The 21,048-nt window shown below is 64.2% G+C and carries 21 protein-coding genes; 7 read left to right on the forward strand and 14 right to left on the reverse strand.

Features of this window, described 5'->3' with window-relative positions; genetic code table 11:
* The first annotated feature begins 126 nt into the window (after positions 1-126).
* Entirely contained in the window at positions 127-1,254 is a 1,128-nt protein-coding gene (locus WG908_RS00570; RefSeq protein WP_340184606.1) for a CDP-alcohol phosphatidyltransferase family protein, read from the forward strand.
* A complete protein-coding gene (locus tag WG908_RS00575) occupies positions 1,251-1,679 on the forward strand; it encodes an HIT family protein (protein WP_340184607.1) in 429 nt (142 codons plus the stop codon). Before WG908_RS00570 ends, WG908_RS00575 begins: the two co-directional genes overlap by 4 nt.
* On the opposite strand, the gene WG908_RS00580 is transcribed toward WG908_RS00575, so the two are convergent.
* Positions 1,667-2,431 carry a phosphocholine cytidylyltransferase family protein gene (locus WG908_RS00580; RefSeq protein WP_340184608.1) on the reverse strand — a complete coding sequence of 255 codons (765 nt, stop codon included), beginning with the start codon at positions 2,429-2,431 and terminating at the stop codon, positions 1,667-1,669. The two genes, WG908_RS00575 and WG908_RS00580, sit on opposite strands and share 13 nt — an antisense overlap.
* Before the next feature lie 121 nt (positions 2,432-2,552).
* Between WG908_RS00580 and WG908_RS00585 the strand changes: the two genes are divergently transcribed.
* From WG908_RS00585 to dxs, 3 genes are read left to right on the forward strand one after another with little or no spacing between them, the layout of a single operon-like run.
* Positions 2,553-3,863: a lipopolysaccharide biosynthesis protein gene (locus tag WG908_RS00585; RefSeq protein ID WP_445326648.1), complete on the forward strand. Its 1,311-nt coding sequence runs from the start codon at positions 2,553-2,555 to the stop codon at positions 3,861-3,863.
* Between the two features lie 54 nt (positions 3,864-3,917).
* The gene (locus WG908_RS00590; RefSeq protein WP_340184610.1) at positions 3,918-4,382 is read left to right on the forward strand and encodes a Fur family transcriptional regulator; all 465 of its coding nucleotides are present in this window, start codon (positions 3,918-3,920) and stop codon (positions 4,380-4,382) included.
* 58 nt (positions 4,383-4,440) lie between these two features.
* Positions 4,441-6,366: a 1-deoxy-D-xylulose-5-phosphate synthase gene (dxs, locus tag WG908_RS00595; protein ID WP_340184611.1), complete on the forward strand. Its 1,926-nt coding sequence runs from the start codon at positions 4,441-4,443 to the stop codon at positions 6,364-6,366.
* A gap of 42 nt (positions 6,367-6,408) precedes the next feature.
* Here the strand turns inward: dxs and WG908_RS00600 are convergent, their stop codons facing one another.
* From WG908_RS00600 to gpmA, 8 genes are all read right to left on the reverse strand, one after another.
* A complete protein-coding gene (locus WG908_RS00600; RefSeq protein ID WP_340184612.1) occupies positions 6,409-6,816 on the reverse strand; it encodes a DUF3035 domain-containing protein in 408 nt (135 codons plus the stop codon).
* A complete protein-coding gene (gene lspA, locus WG908_RS00605) occupies positions 6,816-7,331 on the reverse strand; it encodes a signal peptidase II (protein WP_340184613.1) in 516 nt (171 codons plus the stop codon). Before lspA ends, WG908_RS00600 begins: the two co-directional genes overlap by 1 nt.
* Before the next feature lie 129 nt (positions 7,332-7,460).
* Positions 7,461-10,385 carry an isoleucine--tRNA ligase gene (ileS, locus tag WG908_RS00610; protein WP_340184614.1) on the reverse strand — a complete coding sequence of 975 codons (2,925 nt, stop codon included), beginning with the start codon at positions 10,383-10,385 and terminating at the stop codon, positions 7,461-7,463.
* A gap of 141 nt (positions 10,386-10,526) precedes the next feature.
* Positions 10,527-11,471, reverse strand: a complete 945-nt coding sequence (locus WG908_RS00615) for a bifunctional riboflavin kinase/FAD synthetase (RefSeq protein ID WP_340184615.1) — start codon at positions 11,469-11,471, stop codon at positions 10,527-10,529.
* Positions 11,472-11,585: 114 nt separating this feature from the next.
* Complete coding sequence (locus WG908_RS00620; protein WP_340184616.1) at positions 11,586-12,104, reverse strand: dihydrofolate reductase; 519 nt, start codon at positions 12,102-12,104, stop codon at positions 11,586-11,588.
* Positions 12,101-13,171, reverse strand: coding sequence for a 5-(carboxyamino)imidazole ribonucleotide synthase (locus WG908_RS00625; protein ID WP_340184617.1), 1,071 nt, complete (start codon positions 13,169-13,171; stop codon positions 12,101-12,103). The genes WG908_RS00620 and WG908_RS00625 overlap by 4 nt, the downstream gene beginning before the upstream one ends.
* A gap of 1 nt (position 13,172) precedes the next feature.
* Positions 13,173-13,655, reverse strand: a complete 483-nt coding sequence (gene purE, locus WG908_RS00630) for a 5-(carboxyamino)imidazole ribonucleotide mutase (RefSeq protein ID WP_340184618.1) — start codon at positions 13,653-13,655, stop codon at positions 13,173-13,175.
* 111 nt (positions 13,656-13,766) lie between these two features.
* A complete protein-coding gene (gene gpmA / locus WG908_RS00635; RefSeq protein WP_340184619.1) occupies positions 13,767-14,453 on the reverse strand; it encodes a 2,3-diphosphoglycerate-dependent phosphoglycerate mutase in 687 nt (228 codons plus the stop codon).
* Positions 14,454-14,570: 117 nt separating this feature from the next.
* Between gpmA and sppA the strand changes: the two genes are divergently transcribed.
* Complete coding sequence (gene sppA, locus WG908_RS00640; protein ID WP_340184620.1) at positions 14,571-16,451, forward strand: signal peptide peptidase SppA; 1,881 nt, start codon at positions 14,571-14,573, stop codon at positions 16,449-16,451.
* A gap of 11 nt (positions 16,452-16,462) precedes the next feature.
* Positions 16,463-16,639 (forward strand): hypothetical protein, encoded by a 177-nt coding sequence (locus tag WG908_RS00645; protein ID WP_340184621.1) that lies wholly within the window; start codon positions 16,463-16,465, stop codon positions 16,637-16,639.
* A 36-nt stretch (positions 16,640-16,675) separates the two neighbouring features.
* On the opposite strand, the gene gatB is transcribed toward WG908_RS00645, so the two are convergent.
* The 5 genes from gatB to gatC form a co-directional block, all read right to left on the reverse strand.
* Complete coding sequence (gene gatB / locus WG908_RS00650) at positions 16,676-18,178, reverse strand: Asp-tRNA(Asn)/Glu-tRNA(Gln) amidotransferase subunit GatB (protein WP_340184622.1); 1,503 nt, start codon at positions 18,176-18,178, stop codon at positions 16,676-16,678.
* The gene (locus WG908_RS00655) at positions 18,178-18,594 is read right to left on the reverse strand and encodes a type II toxin-antitoxin system VapC family toxin (RefSeq protein WP_340184623.1); all 417 of its coding nucleotides are present in this window, start codon (positions 18,592-18,594) and stop codon (positions 18,178-18,180) included. The genes gatB and WG908_RS00655 overlap by 1 nt, the downstream gene beginning before the upstream one ends.
* A complete protein-coding gene (locus WG908_RS00660) occupies positions 18,591-18,884 on the reverse strand; it encodes an AbrB/MazE/SpoVT family DNA-binding domain-containing protein (protein ID WP_340184624.1) in 294 nt (97 codons plus the stop codon). The genes WG908_RS00655 and WG908_RS00660 overlap by 4 nt, the downstream gene beginning before the upstream one ends.
* A gap of 278 nt (positions 18,885-19,162) precedes the next feature.
* Positions 19,163-20,644, reverse strand: coding sequence for an Asp-tRNA(Asn)/Glu-tRNA(Gln) amidotransferase subunit GatA (gene gatA / locus WG908_RS00665; protein ID WP_340184625.1), 1,482 nt, complete (start codon positions 20,642-20,644; stop codon positions 19,163-19,165).
* A gap of 100 nt (positions 20,645-20,744) precedes the next feature.
* Positions 20,745-21,032, reverse strand: coding sequence for an Asp-tRNA(Asn)/Glu-tRNA(Gln) amidotransferase subunit GatC (gene gatC / locus WG908_RS00670; RefSeq protein ID WP_340184626.1), 288 nt, complete (start codon positions 21,030-21,032; stop codon positions 20,745-20,747).
* Between the last annotated feature and the right edge of the window lie 16 nt (positions 21,033-21,048).

Genomic DNA, 21,048 nt, shown 5'->3' on the forward strand with positions numbered 1-21,048 from the left:
CCCCCGCGCGATCTTGCGCCGAATGGTGCGATTGTAAAGCGCATTTGCGAATGGCGACCGTTGCAGTAAAGGCCATGTTTGCAGCGGGTCGCCTCGAACGGGCCGGATACAAGCTAAGGGCGAACAATGACAGAAGCGGTTCCGGTGGTCATTCCGGTGGGCGACAATTCCACCCTGTTCTGGGGCATCACCACGGCCGAACGCATCCGTCGTCTGGCGCGCGCGATGAAGCTGCCTGCGGGGCAAGCGGGCGACGGCGCGGTCCCGGCGCTGCTGGCCAGTTGCACCCATGCCTTCGATCCCGCATGGCTGCGCCATTTCGCCCGGCATCCCGGCACGGCCCTGACGCTGGCGGGCGTGCCGGTCATCGCCCATTGCCGCAACGCCACCGAGCGCGCGGCGGCGGAGGCAGCGATGCGGGACGGCACGCCGCTGTCATCGGACGTCACGCTCGCGCCCATGCCCATGGAAGGCGGTGCCAGCATCCTCAACGAACAGCTTCGCAAGCGCGAACAGCCCTTCGCGATGCCGCTTACTCCCGCAACCTTGCGCGCGGCCGAACGGGCCAGCTATTTCGGCGCCTATAAGGGCGTGACCGATATTCTCACCAAATATCTGTGGCCCGAATGGGCGCTGGTGCTGACCCGTATCGCCGCTCGCATCGGCATGACGCCCAACATGGTGACGGCGATCGGCGCCATTCTGTGCGTTCTGGCTACGGTCGCCTTCTGGCACGGTCATTTCTGGTCCGGCATGGCGATGGGCCTCGGGTTCATGGTGCTCGACACGGTCGATGGCAAGCTGGCGCGCTGCACGGTCACATCCTCCAAATGGGGCAATGTCTTCGATCATGGCATCGACCTGGTCCACCCGCCCTTCTGGTGGGTGGCGTGGGGTGTAGGCCTTATCGCCTATGGCCGCCCGTTGGAGCCGGAGGTGCTCCAATGGACGCTTGCGATCATTCTGATCGGCTATGTCGTGCAACGGCTGATCGAAGGCGCGTTCATGCGCCTGTACGGCATGCACATCCATGTGTGGCAGAAGGTGGATTCCGATTTCCGCCTGATTACGGCGCGGCGCAATCCCAACATGGTGCTGCTGTTCGTCGCCACATTGGTCGGGCGACCGGATATCGGCCTGATCGCCGTGGCGGTGTGGACCGCCCTGTCGCTGGTTTTCCATGCCGTCCGGCTCGCGCAGGCGATGGCGCGGGTCCGGCTGGCCCCCATCCGGTCCTGGCTGGAACAGGCATGAACGACACGATTGCGAAATTCGGCTGGCCCGCCACCCTGGTCGCGGAATTCGACCATTGGCTGATCCTGCTCCGCCCGGCCCAGCCGACATTGGGTTCGCTGATCCTCGCGGCAAAGAGCGACGCCACGGCATTCGGCGACTTGCCGGCCCAGGCTCATGCCGAACTCAAGACCGTCACCGCATCGATAGAGTCAATGCTGCACCAAGCCATCGGCTATGAACGCATCAATTATCTGATGCTGATGATGGTCGACCCGCACGTCCATTTCCACGTCCTGCCCCGTTATGAGGGCGAACGCATCGCGGCAGGCCTGACCATTGCCGATGCCGGCTGGCCCGGCCAACCCGATCTGGCGGCGGCGGTAAAACTGGACGAGGGGCAGCGCGACGCCTTGCTGGCGTTGCTCAGACCCTATTTCGCGTAGCGTCCTTCTTTCGTCCACCTGGCGGTCAGCGCGATTGCCGCATCGACATCCTGGGGGAAATCGACTTCCTGCCAGTCCATTCCCTCGATCGACGCGGTGCCGACGCGGTTGCCCTTGGCAATGATGTCGATCGCGCGCAGATACCACCGCTCCACCCCTTCGGGCGTGCGCATCATCTGATTGACCTGATTGCGGAAGATCGCCGGGCCCTCGCCGGTAAAGGCCAGCATGCCGATCGATTCGGCGTTGGTGTCTGGGGGCAGCAGCCGCTTGCCGATATGGTGCAGCCTGCCGTCGGCATCCCGGTTCACCTTCATGTCGTCATCATCATAGTCCGCCTTGACGTCGACCGTCACGGTAATCGGCGAATCCGCGCCGGCGATCAGCGTCGCGACGATTTCGGCCGACACGATGGTATCGCCATTCAGGATGATGAAATCGCGATCCATTTCCTCTCGCGCAATCCAGCAGGTGCCCAGATTATCGGCGACCTGGAAAAAGGGATTGAACAGCGTCCGCACCCGCGCGCCGGTATCGCGATATAGTTCAAGCGCATGGTCTTCCACCCGCTCGGTGCGAAAGCCGGTGACGACGACGATATCGGTGACGCCATTGGCGACCAGAGCCGCGACCTGCCAGCCCAGCAGGGTGCGTCCGTTAAGGTCGATCAGGCATTTGGGCACGTCGCGGGTCAGCGGCAGCAGGCGTGATCCCTGACCTGCGGACAGGATGATGGCTTTGGTGATGCTCATGGCGCGCGCCTTTAGCCCAAAGCGCGCGTCAAATACAGCCTTGCCGACCGGATTTGCCGTTTGCGGCACGCGGCTCTAGATGAACGCCGGACAGTGGGGTGCGATTGAAGGGCGGGATCGGGTGAAGGCGCGGCGCGGAGACAGCGACAGGCATGAAGGCTTTGGCCGCATCCTGGCCAACACCGGCTGGCTGCTGGGCGGCAAGGGCGTGGGCGCGGTGCTCAGCCTCGCCTATCTCGCCATCGTCACCCGCACGCTGGGGGTGGCCGATTTCGGCCGCTTCGCGCTGGTGCTGAGCGCGGCGCAGGCGATCCGGACGCTGATGACGTTCGATAGCTGGCAGATCATCGTCCGATACGGCCAGGGTCACCTGGCCGCCGGCTTGAGCGATGCGCTCGCCCGGCTCGTGCGTTTCTGCATCCTGATCGATATGGCCGCGGCGCTGATCGGCTGCCTGCTGGCGGCGCTCATCATCCTGGTCTTCGGCGACATGATGGAGCTGTCGACCGACATGGCGGTCGACGCCATGGCCTTTTGCGCGGTGATGCTGCTCACCATCCGTTCGACCCCTACCGGCCTGTTGCGGCTGTTCGACCGGTTCGACACCGACACGCTTGCCGACACGATGATCCCTGTCGGACGGATGATTGGCGCGCTGGTGGTGCTGGGCGCGGGCCATTCGATTCGCGGTTACCTGATCGCGTGGGGCGCGGCCGAACTGCTGTGCGCCGCGGTCTATTGGTGGCTGGCGCTGCGCGAGGCACGCGGGCGAACCGGTTCTTGGCGCAAGGCGCGGGCGCTCGACGCGCGGCGCGAAAATCCGGGGATCGTCACGTTCCTCATATCCACCAATCTGCAAACGACGCTGGCCAGCGTCGGACGGCAGATGGCGGTACTGATCATCGGCCTGTTCACCGGCCCCACAGGCGCAGGCCTCTATCGCCTCGCCAATCAGCTCGCCGTGGCCCTCACGAAGATTTCGGGTCTGTTGTCCCGCAGCATATTCGTGGAACTCGCTCGAACGCGGACGGCGCAGGGCACGGACGGTTTGCGCCTGCTGTTCCGGCGCACCAACCGGCTCGCAATGATCGCGGGCGTCGTGATCGTGGCGCTCATCCTCCTGATCGGCCGTCCATTGCTGGAACTGATCGCCGGCCCCGCGTTCCTGCCCGCCTATCCGCTGCTGCTGATGCTGGGCATCGCCGCATCCATCGATCTGGTCGGCGTCAGCTATCGCCCGCTGCTGATGGCAACCGAAGCGGCGGCGCTGTCGCTGCGCATCACCCTTGTAACGACCATGTTGCTGCTGGCGTTGCTGACGCTGCTGCTGCCGCTTTACGGCCCCATCGGCGCGGCTGCCGCCAATATCGCCGCGGCTGCCGTCGGCTTCGTGCTCATGGCGCTCGCCAGTCGCTGGATCTTGCGCAATTAGGCACCCTGCTCCACCGGACTTGCCGCCCGGTCACACGCCGCCTAGATAGGAGCGATGGGCCAGCACCATCACCACCAGGAGCCGCAGGGCGCCAAGCTCGCAGATGCCGCGCGCGCGACTCTCCAGGCGAGCGACGAACAGTGGACGCCGATGCGCGCCGCCATATTCGATGTACTGGCAGGCAAGGAAAAGCCGGCATCGGCCTATGACATTGCCGACGCCGTGTCGCAGGCGCGCGGCAAGCGCGTCGCGCCCAACAGCGTCTATCGGATCCTCGACCTGTTCGTCGCCAACAACATCGCGATGCGGGTGGAAAGCGCCAACGCCTATATCGCCAACGCCCATCCGGGCTGTCATCACGACTGCATTTTTCTGGTCTGCCGCGTCTGCCGGGAAGCCACCCATATCGACAATGACAAGGTGACAGGCGATGTGCGGTCCGTTGCCGCGCATCAGGGCTTTCGCGCCGAAAGGCCGGTGATCGAGATATTGGGCACCTGCGCCAAGTGCGCCGCCTGACGCGGGTTGATCGCTCGCGCTATGCCTGCCAAGGCAAGGACCGGAGTATCCTGATCCCATGACCGACCTGCCCCCTACCCCCATGCTGGATCGCGCGCCCTGGCCGGCCGACCTGCGCACGCTGGACCATTCGGACCTGCGCCAATTGGCCGACGAATTGCGGGTGGAGGTAATTTCGGCGGTCGGGTCTACCGGCGGTCATCTCGGCTCTGGCCTGGGCGTGGTGGAACTGACCACCGCCATCCATTATGTGTTCGACACGCCCCGCGACAAGCTGGTGTGGGACGTGGGCCATCAATGCTACCCCCACAAGATACTCACCGGACGGCGTGACCGGATCCGCACGCTGCGTCAGGGCGGCGGCCTTTCGGGCTTCACCAAGCGGTCCGAAAGCGAATATGACCCGTTCGGCGCCGCGCACAGCTCGACCTCGATCAGCGCCGCGCTCGGTTTCGCGGTAGCCAACAAGCTCGCGGGCACACCGGGCAAGGGCATCGCGGTGATCGGCGACGGCGCGATGTCGGCGGGCATGGCCTATGAGGCGATGAACAACGCGCGCGCAGCCGGCAATCGGCTGGTCGTCATCCTCAACGACAATGACATGTCGATAGCGCCGCCGGTCGGGGGGCTGTCGGCCTATCTCGCGCGACTGGTGACGAGCCGCGAATTTCTGGGCCTGCGCGATCTTGCCCGGCGGCTGGCGCGCAAGCTGCCCCGCCCGCTTCACAATGCGGCGCGCAAGACCGATGAATTCGCCCGTGGCATGGCCATGGGCGGCACCCTGTTCGAGGAATTGGGCTTCTATTATGTCGGCCCGGTCGATGGCCATAATCTCGACCAGTTGATCCCCGTGCTCGAAAATGTCCGCGATGCCGCCGAGGGGCCGTGCCTGATCCATGTCGTCACGCAAAAGGGCAAGGGATATGCCCCGGCCGAAAATGCGGCGGACAAATATCATGGCGTGCAAAAATTCGACGTCATCACCGGCGCACAGGCAAAGGCCCCGCCGGGACCGCCCAGCTATACCAGCATATTTGCCCAGGCCCTGATCGCCGAAGCCGAGCGCGATCCCACGATTTGCGCCATCACCGCCGCAATGCCTTCAGGGACCGGCATCGACAAGTTCGAAAGCGCCTTTCCCGATCGCAGCTTTGACGTGGGGATCGCCGAACAACATGCCGTGACCTTCGCCGCTGGCCTCGCCGCACAGGGGATGCGGCCGTTCTGCGCCATCTATTCGACTTTCCTTCAGCGCGCCTACGACCAGGTCGTGCATGACGTGGCCATCCAGAACCTACCGGTGCGATTCGCGATCGACCGCGCAGGCCTCGTCGGCGCGGATGGCAGCACCCATGCGGGCAGCTTCGATGTCACCTATCTCGCCACCCTGCCCAACATGGTGGTGATGGCGGCGGCGGATGAGGCCGAACTTGTGCATATGGTCCACACCTGCGCCGTCCATGACAGCGGCCCGATCGCAGTCCGCTATCCGCGCGGCAACGGCACCGGCGTGGCGCTCCCCACCGTGCCCCAGCGGCTGGAGATCGGCAAGGGACGGATCGTGCGCGAAGGCCGGCAGGTGGCGATCCTGTCGCTGGGCACCCGCCTGGAGGAAGCCTTGAAGGCAGCGGAAGCGCTGGAGGCCAAGGGGCTGTCCACCACGGTCGCCGACCTGCGTTTCGCCAAGCCGCTGGACGAAGCGATGATCCGCAGGCTGCTGGTCACGCATGAAGTTGCGGTAACGGTGGAGGAAGGCGCGATCGGTGGCCTTGGCGCGCATGTGCTGACGCTGGCGAGCGACCTTGGCCTGACCGACGCGGGCCTCAAGATCCGCACCCTGCGGCTGCCCGACATTTTTCAGGATCAGGACAAGCCCGAAAAACAATATGCCGACGCCCGGCTGGATGCCGATGCGATCGTCGATACGGTGCTGACCGCGCTGCGGCACAACAGCGCGGGACTGGACGCTGGCGCACGGGCTTGAGGCGAGATCCGCCACAGGGCCGCAGCGCCGGGTTGTCAGGGCCTATTGGGCGGTCGCCGCGCGCGCGTCCTGACCATCGCCTTCGGGCGCGGCGATAATGTCGCGAGTGACCGCGCCCTTGTCGACGACTTCGGTGCCCGGATCGCCGGCTGACGAACGGATGCCCGGCACCGCGGTCGAACGACCAGCCGCTGTCAGCGCGGCGGCTTCCGTCGCCGAACGCATCGCGGGACCGCCGAACATCGCTTCCATGGCGGCGCGGCTCGAATCGACCGATGTCGACGAAGGCGTGCCCGGCGCCGGCGGCACCATCGCGAAATCGGGCGGAATCACCAGCGGCGCCTGGCGCGACACCGCGAACTCATCGGGACGCTCACGGTCGAACAGCCCAGTCGAACCGCAGGCGGACAGGGTGGAAAGCAGGCCGGCGGCGAGGATCAGTTTACGCATCAGTTCGAAGTCTCCGTCTTTGCGCTCTTCTCGCGCAGCAGCAGCGCCCGCGCAAGCAGGATCAGCACGCCGATGGTGATGGCGGCGTCCGCCAGGTTGAAAATCAGGAAGGGCCGCCATTCGCCAAAATGCAGGTCGGCATAGTCGATGACATAGCCCAGCCGCACGCGATCGATGATGTTGCCGATGGCCCCGCCCAGCACCAGGCTGAGCGCGAAGACATCCTGCCGCGCCTTTTCCCGCCACATCCAGACCGCAACGCCAGTGGCGATCAGGATGGTCATGCCGACCAGCGCCCAGCGCATCATATCGGTTTCGGCGTGGAAGAAGCCCATCGACACGCCGCGATTTTCAAGCCAGCGCAGGCGGAAGATCGGCAGCAGGTCGATGCCCTCCCCCGCCCGGCTCTTGAGCGCGAGCGGATAGGTCACGGCATATTTGATCAGCTGGTCGAGGACGAGCGTGACCGTCACGACGGTGATGCCCAGCGGGCGGTGGTTGAAGGGGGTGGACACTTAGCTAGCCTCAAAAACAGCCGTCATGCTGAACGTGTTTCAGCATCCATTCCTCGCCACGCGGAATTTTCCCTTGGGGCAGAATGGATGCTGAAACAAGTTCAGGATGACGAAGGAGGAAATACCGGCTCATTCCTTCAGCACCGCATCGCAACGATCGCACAACGCGCCATCTTCGGTCACTTCGGGCAACAGGCGCCAGCAACGGCCGCATTTGTGCCATTCGCTGGGGCGAACGATGATGCCGTCGCCCACGCCCATTTCGATGCGGGCGACGATGGCGACTTCGGCGAAGTTCACACCGTCGCTGGGGACCAGTTCACCCATGGTCACGTCGGCTTCCAGACTGGAGCGGACGATCTTTTCGCGGCGCAGCGGTTCGATCGCTTCGTTCACTTCCTCGCGCTTGACGCGCAGATTGGCCCATTTCTCGCCAAGATGACGGTCGATCCAGCGACGATTGACATCAGGCCATTCCAGAAAATGCACGCTATCTTCGTCGCTTGGAAAGCAGCTTTGCCACACTTCCTCAGCAGTGAAGGGGATGATCGGCGCGACGTAGCGGATCAGCGCGTGGAACAGCGTGTCCAGCACCGTCCGGTAGGCGCGCCGCTTGGAATCGCTCTTCGCGTCGCAATAGAGGCAATCCTTGCGGATATCGAAGAAGAAGGCCGACAGGTCGCTGTTGGCGAAATCGAACAGCGCGCGGGTGTAGCGGCTGAACTCCAGCCAGCTTTCGCTGCCCGCCGCCTTGTCGACCACGGCGCGCAGTTCGGCATCCAGTTCGGCGAGGCGATGGAGCATGTAGCGCTCCAACTCCGGCATATCGGCCACCGCCACCCGTTCCTCTTCCGAAAAATCGGAAAGAGCGCCGAGCATGTATCGGAACGTATTGCGCAATTTTCGATAGGCGTCGGACGATCCGGCCAGCACTTCCTTGCCGATGCGCACGTCATCGAAATAATCGGTGCTGGCGACCCAGACGCGCAATATGTCCGCGCCGCTCTCGCTCATGATCTTGAGCGGATCGACCACGTTGCCAAGGCTTTTCGACATCTTCTTGCCCGTGCCGTCGAGCGCGAAACCGTGGGTCAGCACCGCGTCATAGGGCGCGCGGCCGCGCGTGCCGCTCGATTCGAGCAGCGAGGACTGAAACCAGCCGCGATGCTGGTCGGACCCTTCGACATAGAGGTCGGCGCGCACGCCTTCGCCATAGCGCGCCTCGATGACGAAACTGTGGGTCGAGCCGCTGTCGAACCAGACGTCGAGAATGTCGTTCACGACCTCATAGTCGGCAAGGTCATAGTCCGGGCCGAGCAAAGCCTGATGGTCTGCCCCGAACCAGGCGTCCGCGCCACCGAGCTTGAACGCCTCGACGATGCGGGCATTGACCGCCGGATCAACCAGATACTGGCCGGACTTGCGATGGACATAGAGGGCGATGGGGACGCCCCAGGCGCGCTGGCGGCTGATGACCCAATCGGGACGCCCCTCCACCATCGAGCGGATGCGGTTGGTCGAGCGCTCCGGCACCCAGCGGGTATTGGCGATGGCGTCGAGCGCGACACCGCGCAGGGTCGGGCCGTTGCCTCCCTCCCCCGCCGTCACCCCAGCGAAGGCTGGGGTCTCAAGCATGTGCGCGCCGCCGCCTGAGATGCCAGCCTGCGCCGGCATGACTGAGTGTGGGGATGGCGTATCCATCGGAATGAACCATTGCGGGGTGCAGCGATAGATGAGCGGGGCCTTCGAACGCCAGCTATGGGGATAGCTGTGCCGCGTGCTTTCATCGTTGCGGGCGGAAAGCAACGCGCCCGCGGCTCTGAGATCGCTGCAAATCGGGCCGTCCGGCGCGAGCAGCTTCTTGTTGATGACCGACAGCGACTTGTCCTGCGGCCAAATCCAGTCGTCACGATAAGTCCCATCGCCTTGCACCGCGAATACCGGAGCTAGCGGGAGCGATTTCGTGCCAAGTGTCGGTGCAAATTGCTTGCACAGCGTAAAGTCATCCTCGCCATGGTCGGGGGCCATATGGACAAGGCCGGTGCCCGCGTCGGTCGTGACGAAATCGCCGGGGAGGAACGGGCGCGGCTCAGCGAAGAAGCCGCCGAGCGCATGCATCGGGTGGCGGGCGGTGGCGCCGGCGAGCTTGGAACCGGAATACATCCCCTCCAATCGACCTTCGCCTGATTGTGGCTCATAGCCAATACGCTTCATGAATTCAGGTTGAAGAGCGAATGCGACAAGATAGCGCTCTCCTCGCCATTCAATCAAATCGTAGCTGATCTCTTCCCCATAGGCGATCGCCTGGTTCACCGGAATCGTCCAGGGCGTCGTCGTCCAGATCACTGCATGCGCGCCGACCAGTTCCGGCGCGTTCGGCGCGTCCACGATCTCGAACGCCACGTCGATCTGCGTCGACGTCACATCCTCATATTCGACCTCGGCCTCGGCCAGTGCGGTCTTTTCGACTGGGGACCACATGACGGGCTTGGCCCCGCGATAAAGCTGGCCGCTTTCGGCGAACTTCAGCAGCTCGCCAACGATCGTCGCTTCGGCATCGAACTTCATGGTCAGGTACGGATCGGCCCAGTCGCCCATCACGCCCAGCCGCTTGAACTGCTCGCGCTGCACGTCCACCCACTTATCGGCATAGGCGCGGCACTGGGCGCGAAACTCGAACGGGGGCACCTCGTCCTTGTTCAGCTTCTTCTTGCGATATTCCTCCTCAATCTTCCATTCGATCGGCAGGCCGTGGCAATCCCAGCCGGGCACATAGGGCGCATCCTTGCCGAGCAAAGACTGGCTGCGGACGATGATGTCCTTCAACACCTTGTTCATTGCGTGGCCCATATGGATGTCGCCATTGGCGTAGGGCGGGCCGTCGTGGAGGATGAAGCGTTCGCGCCCCGCGCGCTTTTCGCGCAGGCGGTCGTAGAGGCCCATGGCGTCCCACTTCGCCGCGATGGCCGGTTCCTTCTGCGCGAGGCCGGCCTTCATCGGGAAGTCGGTCTGCGGCAGGAAGACAGTGGATTTATAATCTGGGGCGTCGGTCATGAAAGGTCCGGTCAATGAATAAACCGTTCACCCCGAACGAAATCGAAGGGCTTTGCCGAGGCGAAGCCGAGGCACTTCGCTACGCTCAGTAAAGGGCTTCGACTTCGCTCAGCCCGAACGGAGAAAAAGTCAGCGCGTGCCCTACGCGACGTGGGGCGTGGCCGCAAGGATTTGCCGCGCATGGGCGCAGTCCCGGTCGATCTGCGCCATCAGCGCGTCCAAACTGTCGAACCTGGCTTCCGCGCGAAGATACTCGATCAGTTGCACCTCGATCGGCTGGTCGTAGAGATTGTCGCCAAAGTCGAAGAAATGCGGCTCCAGCAGTTCCTTGGGCGGGTCAAAGGTAGGGCGGATGCCCAGATTGGCCGCGCCGTCCAGCACGCGCCCGTCCGGCAACAGCCCGCGCACCGCATAGATGCCATAGGCCGGCCGCAGATAGTTGCCGATGTCGACATTGGCGGTGGGATAACCGATCGTGCGACCGAGTTTGTCGCCATGCTGGACGACCCCCTGAATGGCAAAGGGCCGAGTCAACAGCCGGGTCGCGGTTGCGCAATCGCCGGCCTTCAATGCCTCGCGAATCCTGCTGGACGAAACGGGCAGGCCATCATCCCTCCGCACCGCGCCCACCGCCTGGGCGACGATGCCCAGCGACGCGCCGATCTCCGCAAGCCCGGCAACATTGCCCGTCTTGCCCTTGGCGAAGGTGAAATCATCGCCCGTCACCACGCCGGCCAGCCCGATCCGGTCGCGCAACATGCCCGCCACGAATTCATGGGGGCCAAGCGCGGCCAGCGCCGCGTCGAAATTGAACACCAGCATCGCATCCGCGCCGGCCGCAGCGAACAGCCGCTCGCGCTGGTCGAGCGTCGTCAGCCGGAACGGCGGCGCATCGGGATGGAACAGCCGCATGGGATGCGGATCGAACGTCGCGACGATCGCGCGTCGACCCTCGCTGCGCGCCCATTGGATCGCGCGCCCGACCACCGCCTGGTGACCAAGGTGAAATCCATCGAAATTGCCGAGCGCCACGATTGCCCCGCGGAATTCCGCGGGCACCGGGGCACTGCTGTCCAGCCGCTGCATGGAAGCGGCCTATAGGGGCGGCAGCGCCATTGGGCAATGCGCGGCAGAGCGCCGTCAGGCCGGCCATCACGGTGGTGGCGATCGCGGCTCTGCCTGTCGATGGGATGAGCCGGCCTAGACCTTGCCCATCGGCGCTGCTGCATCGCGGCGGCGAAATGTGACGAAGCTGAATGCGGGATGATCCCCCACAGCGGCATGATCTTCGCGCGCGGTTTCACGCCAGTCCGCAGGGTCGGGATAGGCGATTGCAGCGTCGCCCAGGGCGTCGATATGCACTTCGGTCAGCTCGATTCGATCGGCGCGGGGCAGGAACAGGCGATAGATGTCCGCGCCGCCGATCACCATGATCGCAGGCGCATTGGCGAGGATCAGCGCCTGATCGGCCGACCGAGCCACCTCCGCCCCCGTCCCGCGCCACGCGGCGTCGCGGGTCAGCACGATATGGCGTCGCTCCGGCAACAGGCCGGGCAGGCTGTCGAATGTCTTGCGGCCCATGATCATCGGATGACCAAGCGTCAGCATCTTGAAGCGGCGCAGGTCGGCGGGAAGTCGCCACGGAAGGGCCCCGTCCCTGCCGATCACGCCATTGTCGGCGCGCGCGAGGACAAGGACGATTTCCGGCTTCGCGCTCACCGCGTCAACCGCGTCACATGCCCCATCTTGCGCCCGGCACGCGCTTCGCCCTTGCCGTAGAGATGGAGGTGGTTGGCCGGGTCGGCCAGGATCGCGGCCCAGTCGCTCGCCTGATCGCCGATCAGGTTGCGCATCTCCACGCGCGGCGCGGCAAGGGCGGTATCGCCCAGCGGCAGGCCGCAGATCGCCCGGACATGATTTTCGAACTGGCTGGTCACCGCGCCCTCGATCGTCCAGTGGCCGCTGTTATGGACGCGCGGCGCGAGTTCGTTGAATACCGGGCCGTCGGCAGCGGCAAAGAATTCGAGCGTCAGCACGCCGACATAATCGAGCGCATCGGCCACCTTGCGCGCGAGCGCGCGGGCGGCGGGCAGATATCCCTCGATCAGCGGTCCGGCGGGCAGGCAGGATGTGGCCAGAATGCCGTCCTCGTGCACGTTGGCGGTGGAATCCCAGAAGCGGATGTCCCCGTCCGCTCCGCGCACCAGAATGACAGAAAATTCCTCGGCGAAGGTGACGAACCCCTCCAGGATGGCGCTTCGCCGCTGAATCGCGTTCCACGCGCCCACCGCGTCCCCCGGCTCATTCAGCCGCGCCTGGCCCTTGCCGTCATAGCCCATGCGGTTGGTCTTGAGGATCGCGCGGCTGCCGATCGCGTCGATCGCCGCTTCCAGGTCGTCCAGGCTATCGACCGGGGCAAAGGGCGCCGTGACCCCGCCCAGGTCGCACACGAAGCGTTTCTCCATGAACCTGTCCTGGCCGATGCGCAGCGCCATCGCGCCGGGGCGAACCAGGGTTCGACCTGCGAGCGTTTCGATCGCGGCCGGGTCGATATTCTCGAACTCATAGGTCACGACATCGACCGTGCCGGCGAAAGCCGCGAGCGCGGCGGCATCCTCATAGCGTCCGCGGGTCCAGCGCGGCGAAACGTCCGCGGCGGGGCCGCTGTCTTCGGGCGCATAGATATGGGTGCGATAGCCAAGCTGCGCGGCGGCGACGGCGATCATCCGGCCAAGCTGGCCGCCGCCCAATATGCCGATTGTCGAACCAGGAGCGATGCAGTTCATCTTATTCGGGGCTGTCCGCCACGTCGGCCGTCTGCTTTGTCCGCCAGCCATCGAGCCGGTCGGCAAGCGCATCGTCGCTGGTGGCGAGGATCGCGGCGGCAAGCAGCGCCGCGTTGATCGCACCGGGCTTGCCGATCGCCAATGTGCCAACCGGAATGCCGCCGGGCATCTGGACGATGGACAACAGCGAATCCATGCCCTTGAGCGATTTGGATTCGACCGGCACGCCCAGCACCGGCAGCCGCGTCATCGAAGCCGCCATGCCCGGCAGATGCGCCGCTCCGCCCGCGCCGGCGATGATCACCTTGAGCCCACGGCCAACGGCGCCCGTCGCATAGTCATAGAGCCGTTGCGGCGTGCGGTGCGCGGAAACGACCTTGCATTCATGGGGCACGCCCAGCGCATCCAGCGTTTCGGCCGCATGCCGCATCGTGTCCCAGTCGGACCGCGACCCCATGATGATGCCGACCTCAACCCCGCCCATGGCCTGATGCTTCCCTGCTGACCCGGAAAGCGACGGTCCTTAACGGGCGCAAGCGCCGCGGGCAATATAACTCGCAGTTATATTCCGGACGGCCAAATCCCTGGGGTCTCGTCACCGCTCCGACAGATAATAGCGGTCGATCGCGCTCAGGTCGTCGGCCAGTTCATAGACGATGGGCTGGCCGGTCGGGATTTCCAGTTCGGTGATTTCGTCATCCGGGATGCCCGACAGATGCTTGACCAGCGCGCGCAGCGAATTGCCGTGCGCGGAAATCAGCACGCGCTTGCCCGCCTTCAGTTCGGGCGCGATCCGGCTGTTCCAATAGGGCAGCACGCGTGCGATCGTGTCCTTGAGCGATTCGGTCGACGGGATCGCGATGCCGGCATAGCGGCGGTCCTTCGACAGGTCGAATTCGCTGCCGGCATCCAGCACCGGCGGCGGAATGTCGAAGCTGCGGCGCCAGATCTTCACTTGCGCCTCGCCATGCTTGGCGGCGGTTTCCGCCTTGTCCAGCCCGGTCAGGCCGCCATAATGCCGCTCGTTGAGGTGCCAGTCCTTTTCCACCGGCAACCACAGCCGCCCCATTTCCTCCAGCGCCAGATGGAGCGTCTTGATCGCGCGGGTCTGGACGCTGGTGAAGCAGGTGTCGAAATCGAGACCCTTGTCCTTCATCAGCCGGCCCGCCGCGCGCGCTTCCTCCACCCCTTTTTCGGTCACGTCCACGTCCCACCAGCCGGTGAAGCGGTTTTCCAGGTTCCAGGCGGACTGGCCGTGGCGGATGAGGACGAGCGTGGGCATGGGGCGGCGTCTCCGTGACTACATGATCGCGCATCCCCATAGCGGCTGAGCCCGGCGGCGCAAGATTGCAGTCGTGGGGGGGATGGGGTAGCGCTTGGCCCAATCGAGGAGACCGGCGTGGCGTTCATCAAAGGCATCTGGCGCATATTGGGGGCGGTCAAGGACGGGCTGGTGCTGTTGCTTCTGCTCCTGTTCTTCGGCCTGCTCTATGCCGCGCTGACGATGGCCCCCACGCCCGGAAGCGCCGTGTCGAGCGGCGCGCTGCTGCTCGACCTCGACGGCACGATTGTCGAACAGCCCGCCGAAATCGACCCGTTTTCGCTGCTGGCCGGCTCGGGACCGCAAACCAGGGAATATCGGCTGGCCGATATCGTCGCCGCTCTGGACGCCGCGAAAAACGATGCCAAGGTGAAGGCGGTCGTGCTCGATCTGGATGGCTTCATGGGAGCTGGACAGGTGGCGCTGTCGCGCGTCGGCCTGGCGCTGGACAGCCTGCGCGCCGCGAAAAAGCCGGTCTATGCCTTTGCCACCATCTACACCGATGATGGCTATCAACTCGCCGCCCATGCGTCCGAAATCTGGGTCGATCCGCTGGGAGGCGTCGCGCTGGCCGGCCCCGGCGGTTCGCGGCTCTATTACAAGGGATTGATCGACCGGCTGGGCGTCAACGCCCATGTCTATCGCGTCGGCACCTACAAGAGTTTCGTCGAGCCGTTCACGCGCACCGAACAGTCCCCCGAAGCAAAGGCTGCCGACACCGCGCTGGCCGGCGCCCTGTGGCAGAACTGGCAGGATGAAGTCGCCAAGGCGCGGCCAAAGGCGAAACTCGCCGGTTACATGGCCGATCCGGCGGCGGCCGCGCGGGCGACCGGCGGCAATCTGTCGCAGGCGGCGCTGGCGGCGGGCCTGGTCGACCGGCTGGGCAGCGAAGCGAGCTTCGAGGCGCATGTGGCCAAGGTTGCTGGCGAAGAAGCGGACGCGAGCAAGACAGGCTTTGCCGCAATCGACCTGCGCACCTACGCCAAAGCGCACCGGCCCGCCGATGATGGCGCGATCGGCGTTCTGACCGTGGCGGGCGACATTGTCGATGGCGAAGCGGGGCCGGGCACGGCGGCGGGCGATACGATATCGGACCTGCTATATACCGCGCTGGCGGAAAAGGCGCTCAAGGCTCTGGTCGTCCGCATCGATTCGCCCGGCGGATCGGTGATGGCGTCGGAAAAGATCCGGGTCGCGATCCAGTCGGCCAGGGATGCCGGTCTGCCCGTGGTCGTCTCGATGGGCAATGTCGCGGCGAGCGGTGGCTATTGGGTGGCGACACCGGCCAATGTCATCTTCGCCGAACCTGGCACGGTCACCGGGTCTATCGGGGTTTTCGGCATCCTGCCGAGCTTTGAAGGAACGCTGGCAAAGATCGGCATTACCACCGACGGGATTACCACCACGCCGCTGTCGGGCCAGCCCGACCTTGCCGGCGGAACGACACCGCAATTCGACGCGGTGATGCAGATGGGTGTCGAAGATGTTTATCGCCGCTTTGTGGGGCTGGTCGCCAAGGCGCGCGACAAATCGCCTGCCCAGATCGACGCTATTGCGCAGGGCCGCGTGTGGGACGGCGGCACCGCGCGGCAGATCGGCCTTGTCGATCGCTTCGGTGGCCTGGAAGACGCCGTGGCCGAGGCGGCCAAACTCGCGAAGCTCGATCCGGCCAAGGCGCGGACCTACCGCATCGAAAAGCAACCCGATCGTATCATACGGTTCATCGAACAGATGCGCGAAGGCGACGAAGATGCCGCCCCCGCCGCGCGCGACCTGCTCGGCCGCGCCGCGCGGGCGCAGCGTTTGTGGGCGATGCAGGCGGTCGGCGACGTTCGGGCGATGCTGGCGGGCAATGGCGTGCGTGCCGATTGCCTGGAATGTCGCGGCCTTGGCGCGCCCAAAGCGGCGACGCGTGAGGATGCCGGGGTCTGGGCGCTGATCATGTCCGCGCTGCGTTAAGGCGGCCTGCATTGCGCACGCGGCTGAGCATCTGCCTGAAAAAGGCCCGTTTCCCTTCGGAAGCGGCTGCGCTGCTGGCCCCGCGCACCGCCAGCATCGCGCTGCGCCATTATCGCTGCGACCGCTGCGGCCTGTTTCACCTCACCAGTCGCACCAAGGGCAAGCGGGTGGCGCGGCCTGGGCAGTGACCGGCCACGTCATTTGGCTCATGCGCCGTTGAACGATCAGCCCAGCGCCTTGCGCACCAGTTCGTTGACGACCTGCGGATTGGCCTTGCCCTGCATCGCCTTCATCGTCTGACCGACGAAAAAGCCGAACAGCGCTTCCTTGCCGCCACGATATTGTTCGACCTTGTCGGCATTGTTCGCCAGCACCGTGGCCACCGCCGCCTCGATCGCGCCGGTGTCGGACGTCTGCTTCAGGCCCTTTTCCTCGACGATCTTGCCCGCCCCGTCGCCGGTTTCCAGCATGATCTCGAACACCTGCTTGGCAAGTGATCCCGACAACGTGCCGTCCGCGACCAGCGCCAGCAATTCGGCGGCCTGCGCCGGACTGACCGGGCTGTCCTCCAGGCTTTTGCCAAGCCGGTTGAGCGCGCCATAGAGGTCGGACAGCAGCCAGTTGGCCGCCGCCTTGGCGACGTCGCTCTCGCTCTTTTTCTGGGCGGCGGCGCTCTGCGCCAACAGCGTCTCGAACCAGCGCGCGGTATCGGCGTCGGCGGTCAGGGTCGCGGCGTTATAGGGCGACAGACCCAGCGCCTGCTCATAGCGCTTGCGCTTGACGTCGGGTAGTTCGGGCAGCGAGGCGCGACATTCGTCCAGGAAAGCATCGTCCAGCACCAAGGGCAACAGGTCGGGATCGGGGAAGTAGCGATAGTCGTGCGCATCTTCCTTCGACCGCATCGACCGCGTCTCATTCTTGTCCGGGTCGTAAAGGCGGGTTTCCTGCACGATCTTGCCGCCGGCCTCCAGCACATCGACCTGACGGCTCGCTTCCCGTTCGACCACCGCCATGACGAAGCGCACCGAATTGACGTTCTTCGTCTCGGTCCGGGTGCCCAGTTCACCGCCCGGCCTGCGCACCGAAACATTGACGTCAGCGCGCATCGAACCCTGGTCCATATTCCCGTCGCACGACCCGACATAGCGCAGGATCGTCCGCAGCTTCGCCAGATAAGCCCCTGCTTCCGCTGGAGAACGCATGTCGGGCCGCGACACGATTTCCATCAGCGCAACACCCGACCGGTTGAGATCGACATAGGAGCGCGTGGGATGCTGGTCATGCATCAGCTTGCCCGCATCCTGTTCGACATGGATGCGCTCGACGCCGATCACCTTGGCGCTGGTGTCCGGATTCTTCTCGTCCAGCACGATCTCGATCTGCCCTTCGCCCACGATCGGGTGATAGAGCTGGCTGATCTGATAGCCCTGCGGCAGATCGGCATAGAAGTAATTTTTCCGGTCGAAGCGCGACCATTTGTTGATCTGCGCGTCGATCGCCATGCCGGTGCGCACCGCCTGGCGGATGCATTCGCGGTTGGGCACGGGCAACATGCCGGGCATCGCCGCGTCGACCAGGCTGACCTGCGTATTCGGCTCCGCCCCGAACGCGGTCGCCGCGCCGGAAAACAGCTTGGCATTCGACGTCACCTGCGCATGGACCTCCAGGCCGACCACGACCTCCCACTCACCGGTTGCGCCCTGGATGCGATAGGTTGATTCAGTCATCAGTCGTCCTTTGAAGGCGTGATCAACGGCACGCCGGGAAAATAGCTGCGATAGAAGCGCGGATCGCGAGTCAGGATGGTGGCGCCAACGGATTGGGCATGACCGCCGATCAGGAAGTCGGCAACAATCGCTTTGGGTGTATCACCGGGACGCATTCGCCGATATTTCTGAAAGGCGCATCCTGCGTTGAAAGCCGCACGCGCATCAAGCACTTCAAAACCAATCACCATGGCGACCATGCGGATCATGAAATCATCAAGGTCACCATATTGAGGAGCGATTTCGGCCACAACGACTGGATTAATGAATACGCTGCCCATCGCGGTGGCATCTTCAAGCCTAGCAAAAGACCAGTCGAACCATCTCGGATCACGATCCAATATGTCAATCAAAACATTGGAATCGATCAATATCACGGTTCGTAATCACCCCTTAGTTCCCGCATATATTCATCGGTACTCATGCCGTCAGGATTTGGATATTTGCCGGCAATGGCCATCAATCCTTCCCGCATCCGCCGCACCCGTTCTTCCGCATCCTCCGGACCAAACCCCAAAGGTGCGACGACCACCTGACCTTCGGCATTTACCGTGACCTTATACGGCCACCCCGGCTTCAGACCCACCGCGTCGCGCATGGCCTTGGGGATCAATATCTGCCCCTTGCTTGTCATGGTCCCGGTTTCGACCTTGCTCTGCGCGTTCATTACCCAATCTCCAGTGTTACCAAGGTAACACTTTGCAACCCTATCTTCAATCACCGGGTATGACGCGGATGCGATAGGTTAATACGGTTATTGATCTTTCTCTAACCTAGTGAAAAGCGTGGCTGGATATGTAAGCTCCAATGAAGAAGATCGCAGCAAAACCAAACAACCACTTAAAGGCCGTGACCACAATCTTGTCGTAAGTGACGTCGCCCAGCTTAGCCCGCGCAATTGCGATTACTCCTAAGACTAGAACAATGACGATACCGCCACTCATCTCACCACCACTTGTCCGGCCGCGCGACGAAGCCAGCCCGTTCCTCGATCGCCAGCCCCGCGTTCAGCACCGTCTGCTCGTCCAGCGCCTTGCCGATGATCTGTAAGCCCAGCGGCAGGCCTTGCGAGTCCAGCCCTCCGGGCACGCTCATCGCCGGCAGCCCGGCGAGCGAGGCGGGCACGGTGAACACGTCGTTCAGATACATCGCCAGCGGATCGGCCTGCTTTTCGCCCAGCGTAAAGGCCGCGCTTGGTGCGGTCGGGGTCAGCAGCAGGTCGCATTGTTCGAACGCCCGTTCAAAATCGCGCGCGATCAGCGCCCGGACCTTTTGCGCCTGGGTATAATAAGCGTCGTAGAAACCGGCCGACAGCACATAGGTGCCGATCATGATGCGGCGCTTAACCTCCGGCCCGAAACCGGCGGCGCGGGTCGCGGCATACATGTCCTGCAAGCCTGCGCCATCGGGCAGGTCGCGCTGGCCATAGCGCACGCCGTCATAACGGGCGAGGTTGGACGAGGCTTCGGCGGGCGCGATGATATAATAGGTCGGCAGCGCATATTTGGTATGCGGCAGCGACACTTCCACCACGTTCGCACCTGCGTCCTTGAGCCATGCGATGCCCTTGTCCCACAGCGCCGCGATTTCCGCGTTCAGGCCATCTGGACGATATTCCTTGGGAATGCCGACCGTCTTGCCCTTGAGATCGCTCGACAATCCCGCTTCCCACTGTGGCACGGCGACGTCGAGAGAGGTGGAATCCCTGGGATCAAAGCCCGCCATCACCTCCAGCAGCAACGCATTGTCGCGCACGGTGCGCGCCATCGGCCCGGCCTGGTCGAGCGAACTGGCGAACGCCACGATGCCCCAGCGCGAACAGCGGCCATAGGTCGGCTTGATGCCCGCAATGCCGGTGAAAGCGGCGGGCTGGCGGATCGACCCGCCGGTGTCGGTGCCGGTCGCAGCCGGGCAGAGCCGCGCGGCGATGGCCGTCGACGATCCGCCCGACGATCCGCCGGGGGCCAGCGCCGCATTGTCGCCGCCGCCGCGTTTCCATGGGGAAATGACATTGCCGAAATAGCTGGTTTCGTTGGACGATCCCATGGCGAACTGATCGAGGTTCAGCTTGCCCAGCATCCCGGCGCCCGCAGCCCACAATTTGGCCGACACGGTCGATTCATAGGTCGGCACGAAACCTTCCAGCATGTGGCTGGCCGCCGTGGTCTGGACGCCTTCGGTACAGAACAGGTCCTTCATGCCGATCGGCACGCCCGACAGTGGCTTGGCGTCGCCGGACGCACGCGCGGCGTCGGCGGCGTCTGCCGCTTCCAGCGCCTTTTCCGGCGTTTCGACGATGAAGGCATTCAGCGCCTTGGCCGCCGCGACATTGGCGTTGAACGCCTGCGCTACCTCGCGTGCCGAAAAATCGCCCGCGCGGAAGCCATCGCGGATTTCCGCAACGGTAAGATCGGTGAGGTTGGTCATAACCAGATTTCCGTTCGCCCTGAGCCTGTCGAAGGGCCGCACTTCATTTCAACAAAGGGCCAGGCTTCGACAAGCTCGGCCAGAAGGGGTCGAGGATCGATCACTCGATCACTTTGGGGACCGCGAAAAAGCCATGTTCGGCTTGCGGCGCATTGGCCAGCACCTTGTCGCGAACATTGCCGTCGGTGATCGCATCCTCGCGCAGGCGCAGATGGTTGGGAATGACGGCGGTCATCGGCTCGACGCCGGTCACGTCGACCTCACCCAGTTGCTCCACCCAGCCAAGGATGTTGTTGAGTTCGGGCACCATCGCCTGCGCCTCGTCCTGGGTCACCGAAATGCGCGACAGGCTGGCGATCTTTTTCACGGTTGCAAGGTCTATGGACATGGCCGGGCGCTAGCAT

The organism is Sphingobium anseongense (genome assembly GCF_037725245.1).
Lineage (GTDB): Bacteria > Pseudomonadota > Alphaproteobacteria > Sphingomonadales > Sphingomonadaceae > Sphingobium.